At 56.7% G+C, this 18,228-nt stretch carries 12 protein-coding genes; all 12 read left to right on the forward strand.

Features of this window, described 5'->3' with window-relative positions; genetic code table 11:
• The first annotated feature begins 21 nt into the window (after window positions 1–21).
• The 12 genes from JCM12296_RS01290 (at window position 22) to JCM12296_RS01350 (ending at window position 18,225) form a co-directional block, all read left to right on the forward strand.
• Window positions 22–5,169, forward strand: a complete 5,148-nt coding sequence (locus JCM12296_RS01290) for a two-partner secretion domain-containing protein (RefSeq protein WP_054689031.1) — start codon at window positions 22–24, stop codon at window positions 5,167–5,169.
• Between the two features lie 2 nt (window positions 5,170–5,171).
• Window positions 5,172–5,453 (forward strand): hypothetical protein, encoded by a 282-nt coding sequence (locus JCM12296_RS01295; protein ID WP_054689034.1) that lies wholly within the window; start codon window positions 5,172–5,174, stop codon window positions 5,451–5,453.
• A complete protein-coding gene (locus JCM12296_RS39570) occupies window positions 5,453–6,022 on the forward strand; it encodes a hypothetical protein (RefSeq protein WP_054689036.1) in 570 nt (189 codons plus the stop codon). Before JCM12296_RS01295 ends, JCM12296_RS39570 begins: the two co-directional genes overlap by 1 nt.
• The gene (locus JCM12296_RS01305; protein WP_172683716.1) at window positions 5,913–9,773 is read left to right on the forward strand and encodes a filamentous haemagglutinin family protein; all 3,861 of its coding nucleotides are present in this window, start codon (window positions 5,913–5,915) and stop codon (window positions 9,771–9,773) included. Before JCM12296_RS39570 ends, JCM12296_RS01305 begins: the two co-directional genes overlap by 110 nt.
• A 147-nt stretch (window positions 9,774–9,920) precedes the next feature.
• Entirely contained in the window at window positions 9,921–11,612 is a 1,692-nt protein-coding gene (locus JCM12296_RS01315; RefSeq protein WP_172683717.1) for a MotA/TolQ/ExbB proton channel family protein, read from the forward strand.
• Window positions 11,609–11,959, forward strand: coding sequence for an ExbD/TolR family protein (locus JCM12296_RS01320; RefSeq protein ID WP_218187914.1), 351 nt, complete (start codon window positions 11,609–11,611; stop codon window positions 11,957–11,959). Before JCM12296_RS01315 ends, JCM12296_RS01320 begins: the two co-directional genes overlap by 4 nt.
• Window positions 11,960–12,451: 492 nt before the next feature.
• A complete protein-coding gene (locus tag JCM12296_RS01325) occupies window positions 12,452–13,150 on the forward strand; it encodes a TonB family protein (protein ID WP_054689044.1) in 699 nt (232 codons plus the stop codon).
• 104 nt (window positions 13,151–13,254) lie between these two features.
• On the forward strand, window positions 13,255–14,880 hold the full coding sequence (locus JCM12296_RS01330) for a putative porin (protein ID WP_083455694.1): 1,626 nt from the start codon (window positions 13,255–13,257) through the stop codon (window positions 14,878–14,880).
• Window positions 14,881–14,945: 65 nt separating this feature from the next.
• Entirely contained in the window at window positions 14,946–15,650 is a 705-nt protein-coding gene (locus JCM12296_RS01335) for a hypothetical protein (RefSeq protein ID WP_054689049.1), read from the forward strand.
• 162 nt (window positions 15,651–15,812) lie between these two features.
• Window positions 15,813–16,295: a tetratricopeptide repeat protein gene (locus tag JCM12296_RS01340; RefSeq protein ID WP_218187915.1), complete on the forward strand. Its 483-nt coding sequence runs from the start codon at window positions 15,813–15,815 to the stop codon at window positions 16,293–16,295.
• On the forward strand, window positions 16,274–17,155 hold the full coding sequence (locus tag JCM12296_RS01345; protein WP_157067283.1) for a tetratricopeptide repeat protein: 882 nt from the start codon (window positions 16,274–16,276) through the stop codon (window positions 17,153–17,155). The genes JCM12296_RS01340 and JCM12296_RS01345 overlap by 22 nt, the downstream gene beginning before the upstream one ends.
• On the forward strand, window positions 17,038–18,225 hold the full coding sequence (locus tag JCM12296_RS01350; protein ID WP_083455695.1) for a tetratricopeptide repeat protein: 1,188 nt from the start codon (window positions 17,038–17,040) through the stop codon (window positions 18,223–18,225). Before JCM12296_RS01345 ends, JCM12296_RS01350 begins: the two co-directional genes overlap by 118 nt.
• The last annotated feature ends 3 nt before the right edge of the window (window positions 18,226–18,228 follow it).

The raw sequence follows: 18,228 nt of genomic DNA on the forward strand, positions 1-18,228 counted from the left end.
CCTCTATTGGGAACTTAAGCGATGAAACCGTCATTTTTCCTAAACCGGCTGTTGGCTTTCATACTGGCGCTCGACCTGATTCTGTTTCCGACGGTCCTCGCCGCGCAAAATATCCCCGGTTTTTATGGGTCCTCAGGCAATCTGGTGCAGCCATCGGCCAATCAACTGCCGGTGATACAGAGTATCGTCAGCAACGTCTCCGGCCTGGAACAAGTGGGAAGCAATAAGCTGATCGTTCATCAGTCGGACGATAAGGCGGTCCTGGAATGGAAATCCTTCGACATCGGCGCCAATGCCTGGGCCCACTTCGACCAGCAGGGCAATACCGACTGGTCGGCCCTGAACCGCATCTACGACCACAACCCCAGCCAGATCTTCGGGCGCCTGACCGCTGACGGAAGCGTTTACCTGATCAATCAAAACGGCATGCTATTCAGCCATGGATCACGTGTTGACGTCCATGGGCTGGTGGCGTCCTCACTGAATATCGCCCAGGATGCATTTGAAGACGATTTGATGACGTTTGCCGCCGAAAATTACCAGGAGATGGACGGCTATGATGGTTCGGCGGTGGCGATCGCAAATCACGGGACCATGGCAACGGACAACGACGGCATGGTGATGCTCATCGCCCCGGTGGTGGAGAACAATGGCAGCATCACGTCTCCGCTGGGCACCATCATTCTGGCAGCCGGCTCCGAGGTGGCGGTCACCGAAAATGAAACCACCACGGGAGAAACCTACTCGGTCAGCTACAACGGTGCCACCACCGATCACGCCGTGAATTTCGCCGCCGGCTCCCTGGATGCATACAGTGGCTACATCGGCATGTTCGGCCAAGTGGTCAATCAGGAGGGGTTGGTCAAGGCGGTGACGGCCATCCGCCAAAGGGGGCGGATCGTTTTAAAGGCCTCGGATGCCCTGACGCTCGGCGAAGAGAGCCTGACCACCAGCCCCATCTCCGACTCCGACGAAGCCGTGGCGGAAACCTCCGATTTCTTCACCGGCGAAATCACCCTGGGAAGCGAAGGCCCCATCGATGTCAAGGGATCCATCGTGGCACCCTCGGGCAACGTCACGATAAGCGGTGGCGGGCGCGTCTACCTGGATGCGACCAGCCTGATCGATGTCAGTGGCAGTTGGGTGGTCCTGCCGGCGGAAGCGGCGGTGGCCAGTGTTCAGCTCAACAGTGTTGAGTTGAAGGACGATTACGCCCAGAAGGACAGCATTCTGAAAGGGCAAACGGTCTATTTCAACCTGGTGGAGGGGCCAAACATTGGCGATGTCTCCGGTACGCTGACCACCAATTCGAAAACCGCCCTGGAGCGCAGCACGGCCGGTGGCAATATCGAGATTACGTCCGCAAACGGCGATGTTATTGCCCGCTCAGGATCGACAATCGACTTTTCGGGAGGCGGTATCATTTACACCGATGGGATGACCGATACGACCATCTTGGTTTCAGGAACCGACGTCTACCGCATCGCAAACGCGCCCGACAACCTGGTCTACGATCTCGTCATTTCGCCCGACAATCCGGTTGCCGATACCAATGAGCGGTTCGGCATGTCGACTTCCTACAACGGCGTTTACCATACCGGGTCGGCCAGTGCCGTGCATAACTATGCGGAGGGCTACATCCAGGGAGACGACGCCGGCTCGTTGAACGTCATTGCGCCGGTGGTTCTGCTCAATGGAATGCTGGATGGTTCGGTGACGGCCGGACTCTACCAGACCGAGGAGAACGAAGGGACCGACGACAACGGCTACCAGAGCACCATGGGGATCGAACGTCCCAAGGCGGGAACGTTGTACGTCGGCGGAGCCTATTCCGGCGGCGAGTGGGCAGACCGTGATCCCATGGTATCGAAGATATTGATTTCCGCGCAACGCTATCTGCTCGATGCGGATTTTGATGTTACCAGTGAACTCTCCCCGTCTCTGGACGGATTGTCGATCGTTGCCGCCGACCTTCTCAATCAATCGGGATTACGTGACGTCACCCTGTCGGTCCGCGAAAGTATCGTTGTCGCGGCCGATGCGGTGATCCGATTGGATCCCAACAGTTCGCTGACCCTGGCCGGACGGCATATCGAGCATTACGGTGAGATCATCGTTCCCGACGGCGAGGTCAGTCTGATCCTGGCCAGCAACAAAAGCTCCGACGCCAATGATGAATCCTACATCGACATCGAAACCTTGGGGTACGAAAGAATCTATCTGGGCAGCGGCAGCCTCATCGATGTTTCCGGTGAGCATATCGATTTGACTGACGAGGTGCAATTGGATGGCGCGACGTGCGACCCGGGTCAGATCGATGGCGGAACGGTCATCCTGGCGGATTGGACCACCTCCGGGGAGGGTATAATCGTCATGCCGGAGGCAACGGTCGACGTCAGTGGCGGATGGCGAATCGACAATGGAAGGACGGTCAGCGGCGGAAATGCCGGGACGATCCAGATATCCGGCGCCTCGATCCATCTGGACGGAGATCTATACGCCTACGCACTGTCCGATGCCGATGGGGGAACCATTGATCTGCACGCCGAGGAAATGACCGTGACGGCGGACCCCCAGGCGTCGACGTTACCCGAGGACTTCGTCGCCACCGATCCGTTGACCGATGAAATCGATGGTGCTTTTTCCATCAGCGACGATCAGCTTGACCTCACCGGGGCTTCGGTGATCCATCTGGCGAGCGTGACCGACCTGGCTGTTGACGGCGGCGTGGTTCTGGCACCGTCCACCCTGAGGCTCGCCTGGCCGGACCTCGTTGCCAACAGCACCGATGCAGCGGCTGAGAACTATACCGCAGGCGAGACATCCATTACGGCAGGCAACGGCGAGACAATCGTCCGGGTGACGCTCGACGAGGTCGGCGAATCGGCTATCACCCTTCGTGCCGGGAAAACGCTGTATGCATCCAACACCTGTGAGTATATCCTCCCAACCGAACTCACCGAACAGAATGAACTGGCTACGGCGAGCATAGACGCCGATGCCGTTTTGGCGGTCGCTCCTCAGGGCACCATCGGCATCACCGCCCCCTCCGTGGAGATCGCCGGGCAGGTGTCGGCCCTGGCCGGAAACATCGACCTCGAGGCGACATCCATGGACAGCGGCATGGCCCTGACCATTCAATCCGGTGCACGGGTGTCGGCGGCCGCATACAACTTGGCGACCAAACAAACCACAAAAACCATTTTGGACACGGTATACGAGGCCCTGGACGGCGGGAGCATCACCCTCACCGCCGCCGCGGATCTGATCGTGGCGGAAAATGCCGTGCTGGACGTCTCCGCTTCCCGGCCGGTGGACTACCTCCTGTTGGATGATGACGGCACCTACCAATCCAAAACCGTTGCCGGCGCGCCGGGAACTATCGATATCGCCTACGAGAATGATTTTCAGCTGCAAGGCGAACTGCGAGGGCAGGCGATCCTGGAAAGCATGCACGGCGGCACCCTGAGTGTCAGGAAGACCGCCATCGGTACAGCCTATGAAGTGTCATCCACGGCGCTCGAGGCTTACATTCAGGCCGGCTTCGACGACATCACCCTGGCCAGCAACAACGAACTGGTTTTCATAACCGCCCTGGACGCCAACCTGGAAAGAAAGTTCACGCTCGACGCCCCGGTGATTTCAACCAGTAATCAAACCATCGCTGTAGATGCCCCCTGGATTGTACTGACCAACACCTACCTGTCTGGTGATTCCGATGACGACTCAGCGATCGCGGTTGGCGGCGTAATGCATCTGTCCGCCGGCTGGATCGACATTGCCGGCGACATCATCCTTTCCGGCTTCGATACTGTCAGCCTCAATGCCACCCATGACCTGCGGCTGGAGGATATTCAATACGACTTAGGGAATACCTATGTCTGGTCGGGCCGCCTTGACACCGAGGAGGCGACCCTGATCATCGATGCCGACCGGGTCTACCCCACCACGGGGACGGCTTTTTCCATTGTTACTTCCGGCAACATCACCACTCGGGCGACAACTGCCAACCCATCGACCAACCCGGTTTATTCCGCGTACGGCAGCCTCACCCTGGAAGCCGCCAACATCCAGCATGCCGGGCGCTGGTACGCCCCCATGGGCCAGATTGAGATGACCGCCACAGCGGAAGGCGGGCGCATTTACCTGGACGATGACAGCTTGCTCTCCGTTGCCGGCGAGACCACGGTCAACTACGGCTATTTTGACGATGAGGGCATCGTCTGGCAAACGAAGGACAAAACATCCCCAAAGGACGCATCAAAGGAGATCGAGGATGCGCCGGGGGTTGCCGTGACCCTGGTGGCCGACGAAGTGATCATGCGGGACGGGGCGACCGTGGACATCTCTGGTGGCGGAGAGGTTTTCGGATACCAGTGGATTGCCAGCGTCGACGGATCCACTGACCCGTTGGATGGTGTTTACGTGATCGTTCCCGGCTATTCGGCGTCTTTGCCTGGTGAGGCGGTCTATTTGGCTGGCAACGACCTGATTGCGGAGGGGGTGTACACCATTCTGGACGAATCCTACGCCTTTGCCGAGGGGGCCATGGTTATCGAGGACCTTGGGGCGGTAACCACCGCAAACGGCAGCACCTCCCTGACCGCTGACGGCTATGGGGTGAGCAAGGGCTACACAGTCGTCGCGGGCACGGATTTCTCCGCATCCCAGCAGCATTTGTACAGCGTGCGCAGCGCTGAAGATGTCCTGGCCGAGGGTAGTTACAGTGTGGAAAGCATTACTGCCGGTGACGCTGGAACCTTTTCGGTTACCGCCGGTACGATCCTGCTCAACGGCACCTATGCGGCGGCACCCCTGGCCGAGGAATACAGCGGAGGAACGCTGGCCCTGAGCAGCCAGACCATTACCGCCAGTACCACCGGTGCCGAACTGCCGGACGGGTTCACCTATACCAGTTTGCTGCCGGACGACCTTGCAAATCAGCTAATCATCAACGCCAGCGCCATCAGCGACGGCGGTTTCGGCAGTGTGCAACTCGGTGATGCCAGCCTCACCGAGACGGTGAGCTTCGAGGCTGGCTCGACCCTGGGAGCGGAGAATATCACCATTACCGCTACCGAAAGTATCACCGTCGGAGCCAACAGCCTGCTCAGCGCCTCGGGAGAGGCGGGAGGCATCCTCACCCTGGATTCACCCGAGGGAAGCTGACGGTGGACGAATCGGCCACCCTGCACGCCACCAACGAAATTGCGATTGACACCCGCATCCTCGATCTGGACGGCGATATCGTCGTGGACCACAGTGCGCTGACATTGGCCAGCGATGCCATCGTGATTGTCGAAAATGCCGCTGAGCAGGATGCCATGGACGGCCTCGTCATCGACGGAACCCTCTGGAACAAGATTTGGACGATCGGGACCATAAGTCTCGCGAGCCGATCGGACATCACCTTCATGGGCGATGTGGCTCTGCAGGCCGCCGGGACCTGGTGATGGACAGCGATAGCATCGTGCTGGACGGTGGCCGTGTTGCCGTTGCGGCTTCCCAGGTCATCCTGCAAAACACCAGCCTTGCGAACGAGGTTTTCACGGCTGCCGAGACGTCCGCAAACGCAACGGGGGCGATCGCCTTTTCCGCCACCGACATGGCCATCACGTTTGGCCAGATGGCCGATACAAACGCCGATGGCGATGCCACCAACGACCTGGCGGTGGTGGGTGCCGCAGAGCTGGCCATCTCGGTTACCAACAGTCTGGTTGTTTCCGGAGAGGGCGTTCTGACCACCGACGGCGACCTGAACATTGAGTCGGCCGCCCTGGTAACCGCCCTGATCGAGACGACCGGGGAGGAAGCGGACGATCTCTCCACGGTTACCGTGGCTGATGCGGCCTTTGTGGCCGAAAATGGAACCATCACCACCCGATTCAACGGCAGCACGGCAGAAACCGGTAGTGGCTACGGCGGCGCCATCACCCTGCAAGCGGCGAGCGTCAATCACGGCGGCCGGATCATCAGCCTCGGGAACGATTCGTCTGACGTCCACCGGAACGGCGGCGGATGACGGTATCTATTTGCGGACCGGCGCCAGCCTGGATGTTTCCGGAACCGATAATGCAACCGGTGGCAGCATCTTTTTGGAGGCAGTTACGGGGGGAGTCGACATCGTTAACGGGGCGGTCGTGGATGTATCCGCGGGGGCCCAGGGGGATGCGGGATCCATTACCATCGTCGCGCCTGACAGCGAGGTCCGGGTGGCCGGCAACCTATACGGGCAGGCCAACGGCGGCACGGGAGGACGTTTCACCCTGGATACCCTTTTGATCGACGATCTCTCAGGTATTGCCAACATGTTGGCCGCAGGCGGGTTCGACGAGCAGATCGACCTGCTGGTCAGCCGGGGTGGCCTTTACCTGGCTGGCGATGACACATTGACCGCCCATGCGGTATCGCTGACTGCCGACAGTGGAACCGTGGAAATTGCCGGTACCATCAAGGCCTCGAGTGCTGACGGTGGTTCGGTAGAGGTCAATGCCGACACCATTCTCTTGTCCGGCGAGATCGATGCCTCGGCCGAAAGCGAAGGCCAGGGGGGCAGTGTGACGCTCAACGCCGTGGGCGATGCCGCCGAGGCCTTGACCCTGTCCGACGCCCGGATCGACGTTTCCGGCGGTGGTGGCGAAGATGGCGGCAGCGTCTATTTCAGAGCCAAGCAGAACGAAGATCGGACCGATGTGAACATGCGCCTTGAAGGCACCATCACCGGCGCGGCAAGCGTTTCGGTCGAAGGGGTCAGCCTTTACGAGGATGTCGACACGCTTTTGAGCGACGGCGCTTCCGAAGCGGGTGAGGTTGATATGCAAACCCTTTTGGCCGATTCCCAGGCCTGGGTGGACAACCTGGCGTTCACCCACCAATTGACAGGGGTCGGCGATGACGACCTGCAGGTTCTCGCGGGCGTTGAAATCCGGTCCAAGGATGACCTGCGGGTGGCCGAGGAGATCGACTTTAGCGATTATGGGGGATACTCGGCCGTCGGAGTGTTGACCCTTCGCAGCGCTGGCGACTTGACCGTTAACGAAAACATCATCGATGCGCGCACCAATGCTTTGACCCTGCGGGCGAGCACCACCCAGCGTTCCTGGGGGATCAACCTGGTTGCCGGTGCAGACCTTGACAGCACTGATTTCATGGCGGTCAACCCCTCTGCCGTGGCAGGCCAGTTGACGATCGAAGATGATGTGCGGGTCTATACGGAAAGCGGTGCCATCCGCTTCGCTTCGGCCGGCGATACGGTGGTGGGCAGTGCTGCCGGGAGGCAGGACCCCATGACCACTGCGAACATGGGCTACAACATCGGCTCGTTCTCCGGAGTGGTTGAGGGGTATACCGGCGGGGATCTGTTTTTCCAGGCCGATGACAGTACATACGGCAGTGGTATCCAGACGGCAACCAGCGATATCCATTTGACGGTTTCCCGAGATCTTGTCCTGACCAACGGGAACTACAGCGGTGCCATCCGTACCGTTGGCCAAGCACCAGAGCCGGATGCCTCGGCGACAACCGCTGAGCTTAGACTTCTCTCAAATGAATACTGGTCATACACCAACGGTGGCAGCATCATTCTGGAGGTGGGCGAAGACATCCGCGGGAAGACGTTGAAAAAGGATGCCTGGGATGCATCATCGTACAACGGGCTATACTATCATGCAGCGTATAGACATGGCGGTAGTAAAGGCATCGTTGCCATGGCCGGCGGGGATGTGACCATCCAGGCTGACGGCGATGTGACCAGCGCTGTCGGTCTCTTTGGCGAAGGCGACCTGACGCTGGCCGCTGGTGGAAATCTCAATGGCCGGTTTCTGATCAGCGAGGGGCAGGCCCGGCTGAGCACGCTGGAAAATTTTGGTACGTTGGAAAACTTCGACGACCAACCCATCGAAGCCTTCGATGCCCAAATCGAGCTGGTGGCCCAAGGCAGCATCGCGTTGGGCACGGTGCTGAATCCGACGATCGCCAACTTTGACTACTCCTCACTCAATAGTTGGGATTTGAGATACACCGAGGCGTCCTCGGTCACCTTGACGTCAGTCACGGGCAGCGTCCTTTTGACGGGGGATACGCGGTTTTACGATAAATTGGCGGATCAAAATAGCAGGATTCGCATCTTGCCGGCCAATTTGACCATCGATGCGGCCGGCGACATTATCCTGGGAAAGTCCTTTTACCTGGCCCCCAGTGCAACCGGGAGTCTGAATCTATCGGCCGGTGGAGACATCCGAAGCGCAACCAGCGAATCGAGTTTCCAGGCGCGTTACATCCTGGCCATGTCCGATGTGGCCCCCTCCCTGATCTACGGAGTTGCCGAGAATGGCAAATCGGTTTATCAGCTCATCATCGACGGCTATGCCCATGACGACGAACTGCTACATCAAGACGACCCCGATCCGGCTGTTATTACCGCCGGCGGGGATGTCCGTGATCTGCTGTTTTACATTCCCAAGGCATCGACCTTGATCGCCGGTGGGGATATCGCCAATATTTATTATCACGCCCAGAACATCAATCTGGACGATACCACCGTGATCGCCGCCGGCCACGATATTTATTTTACGACCGGCCTCGTCACGGTAAACAATTCGGGCATTGAAATCGGGGGGGGCGGCGATATCGTCATCTCAGCCGGCAACACCATCGACCTGGGATCCTCCGAAGGCATCCGGGCGGTGGGTGGTATTTGGAACCCGGCATTGCCAACGCCGGACGAAGCGGCCGGTGATCCTCCCGCGACCCTAACCATTTATGCTGGCCTGGACCTGGATTTGACCAACCTCTCCGCTCGATTGGCGGATACAGCAACCCTTTTCGATGATATCCGGGAGCTGGGCCAGGCGTACAGCGAGGCCTTGGCAAAAGGGAATACCGAGGGCGCCCAGGAGATCCTCGAGGATATCAACGAGAATGTGATCAATCCCTATTTCGATGGTGTCGAGATTGGCGAAGGCGACATCAACATGGTCAATTCAGAAATCTTCACCAGCGGAAATGCGGGACACATATACATGGTGGCCACTGGCGAGATGAACGTGGGCAAGTCGACCTTCTCTGCATCCAGCGAAGAGAATACCGGTATCTACACCACCTCCGGCGGGTCCATCAACATCTACGTCAACGGGGACCTGAACGTCAACGAGTCGCGGGTGATGACTTTTCTAGGTGGCGATAATGGTATGGGAGACATTACGGTGTGGTCCCAAGAAGGGGATATCAACGCCGGCAAAGGCTCGAAAACGGCGATCACCGCTTCTGCACCGACAATCGACTATGATGAGAACGGCGACCCCTACGTCGTATGGTCACCGCCCTCGGTGGGCAGCGGCATTCGCGCCCTGACCTATGATCCGGACGGCCCTGAAGGAAACATCGAACAGCCCGATGCCGGCGATATTTATCTTTTTGCGCCGACAGGCCAAATCGATGCCGGCGAAGCCGGTATTGCCGGAAGCAATATCATCCTGGCGGCGATAGAGGTTGTCAACGTCCAAAACATCGAGGTGGGCGGAGCCGCCGTGGGGGTGCCCGACACCTCCCTGGCCGCTACCAGCCTGGGTGCCCTTGCCGGATCAGGGGCGGTGTCAGAGACCAGCAAGGTCGCCGAAGAACAAGCCGGCCTATCCAGTGCCCAGGAGCGCTTTTCCAAATATGTGGATGACCTCTCTGAGAATCTGGTGCCCAAGTGGCTGGCTGTGGAAGTAATCGGTTTTGGGGGGACGGAAGCATCCGGCGCATCCGATAATAACGCTGACACGCAATGATTGCTTTGTTTTGTCTATCAGCACTATCCTGGAGGCTCGTGTGAGAAGAACGACGACGGTGTTTTGGGTCTGGCTAATATCGATGCTCCTTGGTCTATTAATTTTGCCAGGCCTTTGCTCGGCCGAAGACGGATGGTGGAACGAGGGTTGGCAATACCGGCGCAAGATCAGTTTCGACACGACTTCCACGGCGGCGGACGTCAAGGAAAATATAACGACCTAACGGTGTTGATCCGCCTGCATTCGGGGAATTTTGCCTTCACCAGCGCCCGTGACGACGGCGGCGATATCCGCTTCGTGGATGCCGACGATGTCACCCTGCTCAAGCACCATATCGAGAAGATCGATGTTCTCGACGAGATTGCCCTGATCTGGGTGAAGGTGCCAAGAATCGGCGGTGCCACGGATCAGGGCTTTATCTGGATGTATTACGGCAACGAAGAGGCTGTCGGCGGCCAGGATCCGGGGGGTAGCTTCGCGGCCGATCAGGTGGTCGCCTACCATCTGGGGGAGATGGAAGGCCCCCCCAAGGATGCCACCGTCAATAACAACCACGCCGTTGTTTTTACCGGCGGTCAGGGACTGCCGGGGGTGATCGGCAACGGAATCACCCTCAATGGCGCCGGAGACCACATCGAAACGGCCAGCTCGCCCAGCCTTTCGTTTTCCGCCGGATTCAGCTTCAGCGCCTGGGTACGGATCAACCAGGGTCAGACCGATGCCTGGCTGTTTGCCCGTCAGGACGACAAAGCCGCCCTTAGGGTCGGCATCGATGGAACCCGGGTGTATGCCACCGTGACCAACGCCGACGAAAGCGAGTCGGCGACCACGGACACCAGCAGTGATTTGCCCACCGGGTCGTGGCACTTGGTTACGGTGACTGGCGCTTCCGGCGGCAATCTCACCATATTTATCGATGGCATGCAGATGACCTGGATCGCGTTGCCCACGACATTGCCACTGCCCGAGGGTGATCTGATGATCGGCGATGCCGACGCCGGCGGCCACGGTGTCTTCGGTGATCTGGACGAAGTCGGAATCTACACCCGTCCCCTTTCCGCCGACCGGATTCGGGCGATCTTCGCCAATCAGGGCCCCGAAGGAAAAATGATCGCCTATGGAATCGAAGAGATGGGCGGCGGCGGGGGCATGCCGGCCTTTTACCTGGGCACGATCTTGAGGAATGTCACCTTGGACGGTTTGATCGTCATTGGGCTGTTGATGGTGCTCTCCATCGTTAGCTGGATGGTGTTTATCGGCAAGGCCGGTTTTCTGCTCAGGGCCGATCGTGAGAATCGCCAATTCATGACGGCCTTTCAAGCGTGTGACAACCCGGTGGTCACCTCCGTTGAAACGGATCGTTTTGCCAATTTAGGCCTCTGCCGTCTGTATCGCGCCGGATATGCGGTTATTCGAAACGGCATGCTTGGCGATGCTGACGGGGCGACATTGCCCATGGCATCCCCGCAAATGCTAAAGGCCATGAAGAACGAGCTGGAGAAAAACTACATCGATGAAACCAAGCGGCTCAACAGCAATTTGACCGTGCTGACCCTGGCCATCTCGGGAGGACCGTTTCTGGGGCTTCTCGGTACCGTATGGGGCGTGATGAATACTTTCGCCGCCATGGCCGAAGCCGGCGAAGCCAATATCATGGCCATCGCCCCGGGTGTCGCCTCGGCCCTGTCGACCACCGTCGTCGGCTTGATCGTGGCCATCCCGGCCCTGTTCGCCTACAACTTTCTGACGACCCGGATCAAGGATATCACGGTGGATCTGGCCGTATTTATAGACGATTTTTCCATGAAGGCCGAAAACCAAGCGGGAGAAACGGCATGAGACGGGATCTGTTTGACCTGAAAGGCTATGACGAGATCAATGTCACGCCCTTGCTGGATCTTGCCTGGACGCTGCTGGTAGTGTTCATTATTGCCGTCACGGCCTCGGTTCAGGGGATCAAGGTTAACCTTCCCAAGGCCAGCAACACGCCCAGCTTGGTCAAACCCAAAACCAAGGCCATTACCATTGACGCCAGCGGCCAATACTACCTAGATGCCTATCCCGTCACCCTTGCCGAGATGGAGACCCGATTGCGTCAGTACAAGGCCGTGGAAGCGGATTTCCCTGTTGTCATCAAGGGAGATGCCAAAATTATTATGAGAAAGTCGTGGATGTGCTGGATCTGATGCAGCGGCTGGAAATCACCCAAATGGGACTGGTTACCCAAAAACTGGTGAAGTAGGCGGGGAAAGTGAGCAATACAGGGTCAGTCGGGCATGCTTCTGACAGTGGTTGTGATTCGCCTATTCTGATGCTTCAGGGTCGTCTGTCCTGCTATTCAGGCGCACCCTTGTCAACTTTATCATACGCTTTCCGGCATTCTCCAGTCTGCCTTTTCTGCCTTGGGTGCCGCTTAACCGGATCTATATCTGCATGATTGACGAAATGGTTCAGGCGATTTTTGCCTTGACTTCACACCCTCTGGTGGTTCGGGTAAAAACGTCTAATCCGCTCGTCTCTATCATCGCCCGCTTCCACAACTCGAAGTATGGATAATCAGATGATATACTCCTATATTTTTTTTCTCTAATATTTTCCAAACAAACTTACCCTACAAATTCCAGCTCTACATGAGACCAACGATTTTTTCCGATCTTCTTTTATTTTACGGATTGAAAATGGAAACGCAAGACAAACAGGCAAACATCCTTCTTATCAGGGGAGTTCTCGTGATAGCGTTAGCCCTGATGGTCACCGGAACAGTGTATGGGGTCAAATATCTGTTAAGGGATGATGGCCGCCACCGCCAGCGACGAATCCAGATGGTAACCGTGGTCAAACCGCCGCCTCCGCCAAAGATGAAAGAGAAACCGCCCGAACCGGAGGTTAAGAAGCAGGAAGAGATCCTCGAAACTGAACCCGAAGACCAACCTCCGGAGGCGTCGGAAGATCAACCCCCCGACGATACCCCTCCTGGAGAAGATCTGGGATTGGATGCCGAAGGATCTGCTGGAACGGACGGTTTTGGTTTGCGGGCCAACAAAGGCGGAAGGGCATTGATCGGCGGGGGCGGTAATTCCGTTACGCTGATGCACCGTTACGCTTGGTATACCCGCATTATTCAAGACGAACTGCGCAAACAGATGAATCGTCATATGGAAGAAAATGGCGGAATTCCGGATGGCAACCTGAAGGCGCTGATTCAGATAGAAATTGATAATTTCGGTAAAATTGTCGACTACCAGCTCGCCAAGTCGTCAGGTGACCGAAAGATGGATGATGCCGTGATCAATGCTCTTAAACTGGCCTCCATCAGCGAGCCCCCGCCTCGTGGAATGCCCCGTATCATAAAACTTAAAATTTCAGCAAAAGGATAGTGTCGTTTTATTTCGTCCTGCCATTTTACACGGCAACCGTGGGGATAACCCATCGTTGCAACCATTCCCAAGAACCTAATGGACGGTGAAGTAGGAGCGTATCTATGCCCAGACGATTTATACGACTTGTATTGATTGTGAGTGTTACATTATTTTGTTTTGTTGGCATTCTTCCGGCCCAGGAGCGTCATCCTGCGAGTTTGTCCGACGACCAAACTCGGGCTATTCTCGAGCTGTTAAAAGAGAAAGGCATCATTACCGAAGAAGAAGCAACCGCTTTTATGCAGCGAATTCGTGGGCCGCAGATTCCTGCCGGGGGGCAGCCAAAATTGACCGGGACTGAAAAAACGCCGAAACCCGAACCGGCAACCCAGCAAGACGTTGCAGCCTTGCAGGAAAAGTTCGAGCGGACAAGCGGCGCCACGATGCTCGACCACCGTTTGTTAACCCGCCGTATCGACGACATGGAAGCCGGTGTTCTCGATCAGCTGGTGGACAAATCCATCAAGTCCGAGTGGGCCCAGCGAATTACGATCAGCGGCGATGTCAGGCTGCGCTACCAACAGGACGCTTTCGTGGACGGCAATGCAATTTTCGTCAACCCGGATGATACCAGCCGTGTGATGAATACTACCGAGGACCGACATCGTTTCAGATATCGGGCTCGCCTGGGTTTGAAAGCCAGACTCGTCGATTATCGGGAGATCAACGTCGGTCAAGTAGAAACAGGATTTCGATTCACCACTGGCAACGAGGAGGATCCGGTTTCTACAAACGACACCATGGGGGACTATTTCAACCGGGACAGTCTTGTCTTTGACCGTGCCTACCTCAAGTGGAAGTGGCATCCTATCAATCCGTGGTTTGATCGCATGCCACAGATCAGTATTGTCGGCGGACGGTTTGCGAACCCCTGGTTTTCCACGGATCTGGTGTGGGACGGGGATCTGAACTTCGAAGGGTTGGCCGTCAGTTACGAAACCGATACTGAGCAGATGCGACCAATGAACTTGTTTTTCACGGCGGGCGTTTTCCCCTTGCAGGAAGAGGAATTCTCAAACCGCGACAAATGGTTGTGGGGAGCACAGGTTGGTCTCCAGTACCAGCCGAGCTACAATATGGCGTTTGCCCTATCCGCCGCCTATTACGACTATCAGAATGTCGAAGGGATTCAAAATACATTAGCATACCCCAATGAGAATAATTTCACGGCGCCTTTATATCAGCAGAAAGGCAATACGCTGATGGATATCGACCCGGAGGATACCATTCAGACCGCCTTGGCGACGGATTACAACATATTGGATATTCTCCTAAAAACCGATATCGGGATTTTTCATCCGATTCACATCATCTTGGACGCCCAATACGTCAAAAATTTTGGCTTTGATGCTGATCGCGTGGCGGAGGTCACCGGAGACGACAGCCCGGTCGAAGACACCGATGGCTATATGTTTGGTGCCATGGTCGGCTATCCGAAAATTAGTAATTTTGGTGAGTGGAATGTTGGGCTGAAGTACAAATACCTTGGGGCGGATGCGGTATTGGATGCATTCACGGATTCCGATTTTCACCTGGGGGGGACCAATGCCAAAGGATGGATTCTCAATTGTGAATACGGTCTGTATCGTAATCTTTGGTTGACCGCCCGCTGGCTTTCGTCAGACGAAATTAAAGGGCCGCAATTCGGCGTCGATACGCTGCAGGTGGACTTCAACGCCAGGTTCTAAACGGCAAGGGATCGGGTTTCGCCTTGATTTTTACACGCAAGCACGACGAGTAAAAGGGTAGAACATTGGTTAGGAAGCGCACGGTTTGGATCATTGTCATTATCATGGCCGCGTTGTGCAGTTTTCTGGGATATCGCCTGCATACCCTCTCCGAAGCCCATGCGGCGTTGATCAAGGAGATGGACGCCACAAACCGGCGTGCCGACTTGCTGCAGCGCAAATATGTCGAGCAGAAAGCCCAGGCGGCGGCCATGCAGCGGGCAAAACTGGCCGCCGAGGGGCTCACGCGTCAGGCTGAGCAAAAAATCCATGAACTCTCCGCGCAATTGAAACAGCAGACGACGGAGATGGCGACCATCGAAAAGAAAGTCGGTGCCAAGGTCATTGCCTTGGAAACACGGATAAAAGAGAAAGATGACGCCATCGAAAAATGGCGGGAGAAACTCGATTCGCTCACCGAATCCTACCGGCAAGCCCAGAAAACCGTCAAACAGCGCGATGGAAAAATAGCGGAGATGGAGGAGAATCTCCGGCAGTTGCAGTCGGACTTGCAGTTTGCCAGCCGTACCCGGGATCGTTACCACAACGAAAACCAAAAAATGGCCGATACCGCCAAGTCCATCCTGGCCCGGTATGATGAAAAAGGAATTTTTGCGACGTCCATTCTCAAGGTGGAGCCCTTTACCCAGATCAAGAAGGTCGAATTGGAAAAGCTGATCCAGGCTTATCTTGATAAGATCGATGACCAGACGATCCGGGATGAGGAATAATGGATAAACAGCCCTTGCCCCAGTATCTTTTTGTAAGCAACGGGCGTGTCACGAATCGTTGGCTTGAAACACCGCCCACTTCACAGACACTGACCGATATGATGGAGAAGGGATAGCACGATGAACATATCCAGTTACCGTAACGCCATCTTTCGAGGAAAAATGATATCAACGCGTGCAGCCATTTTGATCATTGTTTTTTTGTTTTCCGCTGCCTGCACCACCGTGGCCGCCGACGGCCCGGGGCGGTCGGCCCGCAAGGCCCTGAAAAAGGGGATTGAGGCCTATGAAAAAGCGGATTACACAACCGCCAGGAAAAAACTGACCGAAGCGATTGCTGGGTATCCGAACTATGCGGATGCCTACTTCAACCTCGGCCAGGTGAATCTTAAAGAGAAAAACATCAAAAAAGCCCTGGATGATTTCGTCAAGGCCACGAGCCTCGACCCCGACCATACCGATGCCCAACTGGCCCTGAGCCGCATTTACATGCTTGCGCGCAAGCCCGATGCGGCATTGCAGCGGGTCGAAACGATTCTGAAACGCCAGCCCGACAACCTGGCGGCAACCCTGGTCAAGGCTCGGCCCTGCTATCAAAGGACCAGACGGATGCGGCGATTCAGTTGCTTGACCCGATCTATGTGAAAGGAGAGCGCGACGTAAACCTGATCCTGCTGCTCTCCGGGGCCTATTTTAAAAAGGGGGACGCGATCAAGGGCCGGGTCATCCTGGAGTTCGGCATCAAGAAGAATCCCAAGGCAGCCGTCCTGCACCTGCAAATGGCAAACCTTCTCCTGCGTGGCGGAGACGTGAAAGGCGCTCAGGCTTCCATGGAAACGGTCACCCGCCTGGCCCCGGAAAATGCCGACCATGCCATTGCCCTGGCACAACTCTACGGGCAAACCAAGGATGATGCCAAAGCCGATCGGCTCCTGAGCCAGACTGTCGAGAAAAACACGAACAATCCGGCCGTCAGAATCGCCGTGGCCAACTTCTATCTTGAACAAAAGCAGATCGATCGGGCAACGGATCTTCTGATGAAGGGGATCGCCGCCGGCGATCCGGGGGCAACCTTGCGGTTGGCGCTGGGGGAGCTGTACCTTAAAACAGGAAAGACCCAGGCCGCCATCGACCTGTTGAAAAAGGACCTTGATGGGAAGTCAAAAGCCAATGAAAAGGAGCGTAACGATCTGCGCAACGCGTTGGCCAAAATCTACCTGGCGATCAAGGATCCGGTAAGCGCCCAAACCTACCTCGACGCAATTCTGGCCAAGGACCCTGACAACCTGCAGGCCCTGGCCTCTCGTGGGGTGGTGTTCAAAACCCGTGGCAGGATCGATGACGCGATCGCCGATTTCAACGCCGTTCTGGCGCGTCAGCCCGATTTTTGGATGGGTATGTCCAACTGGCCGATTGCTACGTTCTTCTCGGCCAACTGTCAAATGCCAAGGCGGCGCTGGACAAGGGACTCAACATCGCGCCCGACAACCCGAGTCTGCGCATGACCGCCTACCGGGTCTGCCTGAAGGACCAGGATGACATCCAGGCCGAGGCGCACCTTCGCCATCTGGTCGATAAATACCCGAATGCCGTCGATGTGCAGGCGGAACTGGGCGATTTCTACCTATCAAGGAAAAAAGAGAATAAAGCCGAAGCGGCCTACAACGAAATCATCCGCAAGGCACCGCGGACCCCCCTGGGTTATGTCAAGCTGGCGCGGCTCTATACCTATCAGAAAAAGACGGATCTCGCCATCGACCAGTTGCGTGGCGGTTATCGTCAAAGCGATCAGAACTCCCTTCTGGCCGCCGAACTGACCGGCGCCTTGCTCGCAGCCGAGCGGTATGACGATGTCCTGGCTCTGGGCAACGCACGGTTGAAGGCCCATCCCGACGAAGCCCTGGCCCATGACCTCAAGGGAAAGGCCTTCGCCAAAATGAAGAAGTATAAGGAGGCGCAACAGGCTTTCGAAAAGGCCGCGGCGCTGGATCCCCAATGGCCCCAGGCGAGCAACGACTTGGCGGCTCTTTTCCTCCTGCAAGGCATGAAGGATGCCGCCATCCGGCATCTCGAGACGGCATTGACCCGAAACCCCAAGAACGCGGTCGCCTACCTCACCCTGGGAAGCCTATATGAAAACAAGGACGCCTTTGAGAAAGCCATTGCCGTTTATGAAAAAGGTGTCGGTCAGGTGCCGGGTTTCTGGACCGCGGCCAATCGGCTGGCGTTCTTGATGGCCGATCGGAACGATTCAAAAGAGGCCCTTGAAAAGGCCCTCAAGATCGCTTCGGCCGCCTATCGCATGAAACCCGGCCAAGGGGCGATCGTCGATACCCTGGGTTGGATCTACTTCAAGCAGGGCGACACGAAACAGGCCCTGGAAATTTATGAGAAGTTGATTGCCGCTGCTCCCGAAGATCCGTTGATTAACTACCATATGGGCGTGGTGTTGGAAAAAAACGGCGATATCGAATCGGCCAGAAAACGGCTGAAGACCGCCACCCGTGGCGATACCGCGTTCATGGGGCGCGAGCGCGCCGAAGCCATGCTCAAGAAGCTCGGATCCAAAAGCTGATGC

This window comes from Desulfosarcina cetonica JCM 12296 (assembly GCF_001311845.1).
In the GTDB taxonomy this organism is placed as follows: domain Bacteria; phylum Desulfobacterota; class Desulfobacteria; order Desulfobacterales; family Desulfosarcinaceae; genus Desulfosarcina; species Desulfosarcina cetonica.

Coding starts and splice junctions, on each gene's coding strand:
- JCM12296_RS01290 (WP_054689031.1), top strand. CDS start 22: ATGAAACCGTCATTTTTCCTAAACCGGCTGTTGGCTTTCATACTGGCG.
- JCM12296_RS39570 (WP_054689036.1), top strand. CDS start 5,453: ATGGACAGCGATAGCATCGTGCTGGACGGTGGCCGTGTTGCCGTTGCG.
- JCM12296_RS01320 (WP_218187914.1), top strand. CDS start 11,609: ATGAGACGGGATCTGTTTGACCTGAAAGGCTATGACGAGATCAATGTC.
- JCM12296_RS01325 (WP_054689044.1), top strand. CDS start 12,452: ATGGAAACGCAAGACAAACAGGCAAACATCCTTCTTATCAGGGGAGTT.
- JCM12296_RS01330 (WP_083455694.1), top strand. CDS start 13,255: ATGCCCAGACGATTTATACGACTTGTATTGATTGTGAGTGTTACATTA.
- JCM12296_RS01340 (WP_218187915.1), top strand. CDS start 15,813: ATGATATCAACGCGTGCAGCCATTTTGATCATTGTTTTTTTGTTTTCC.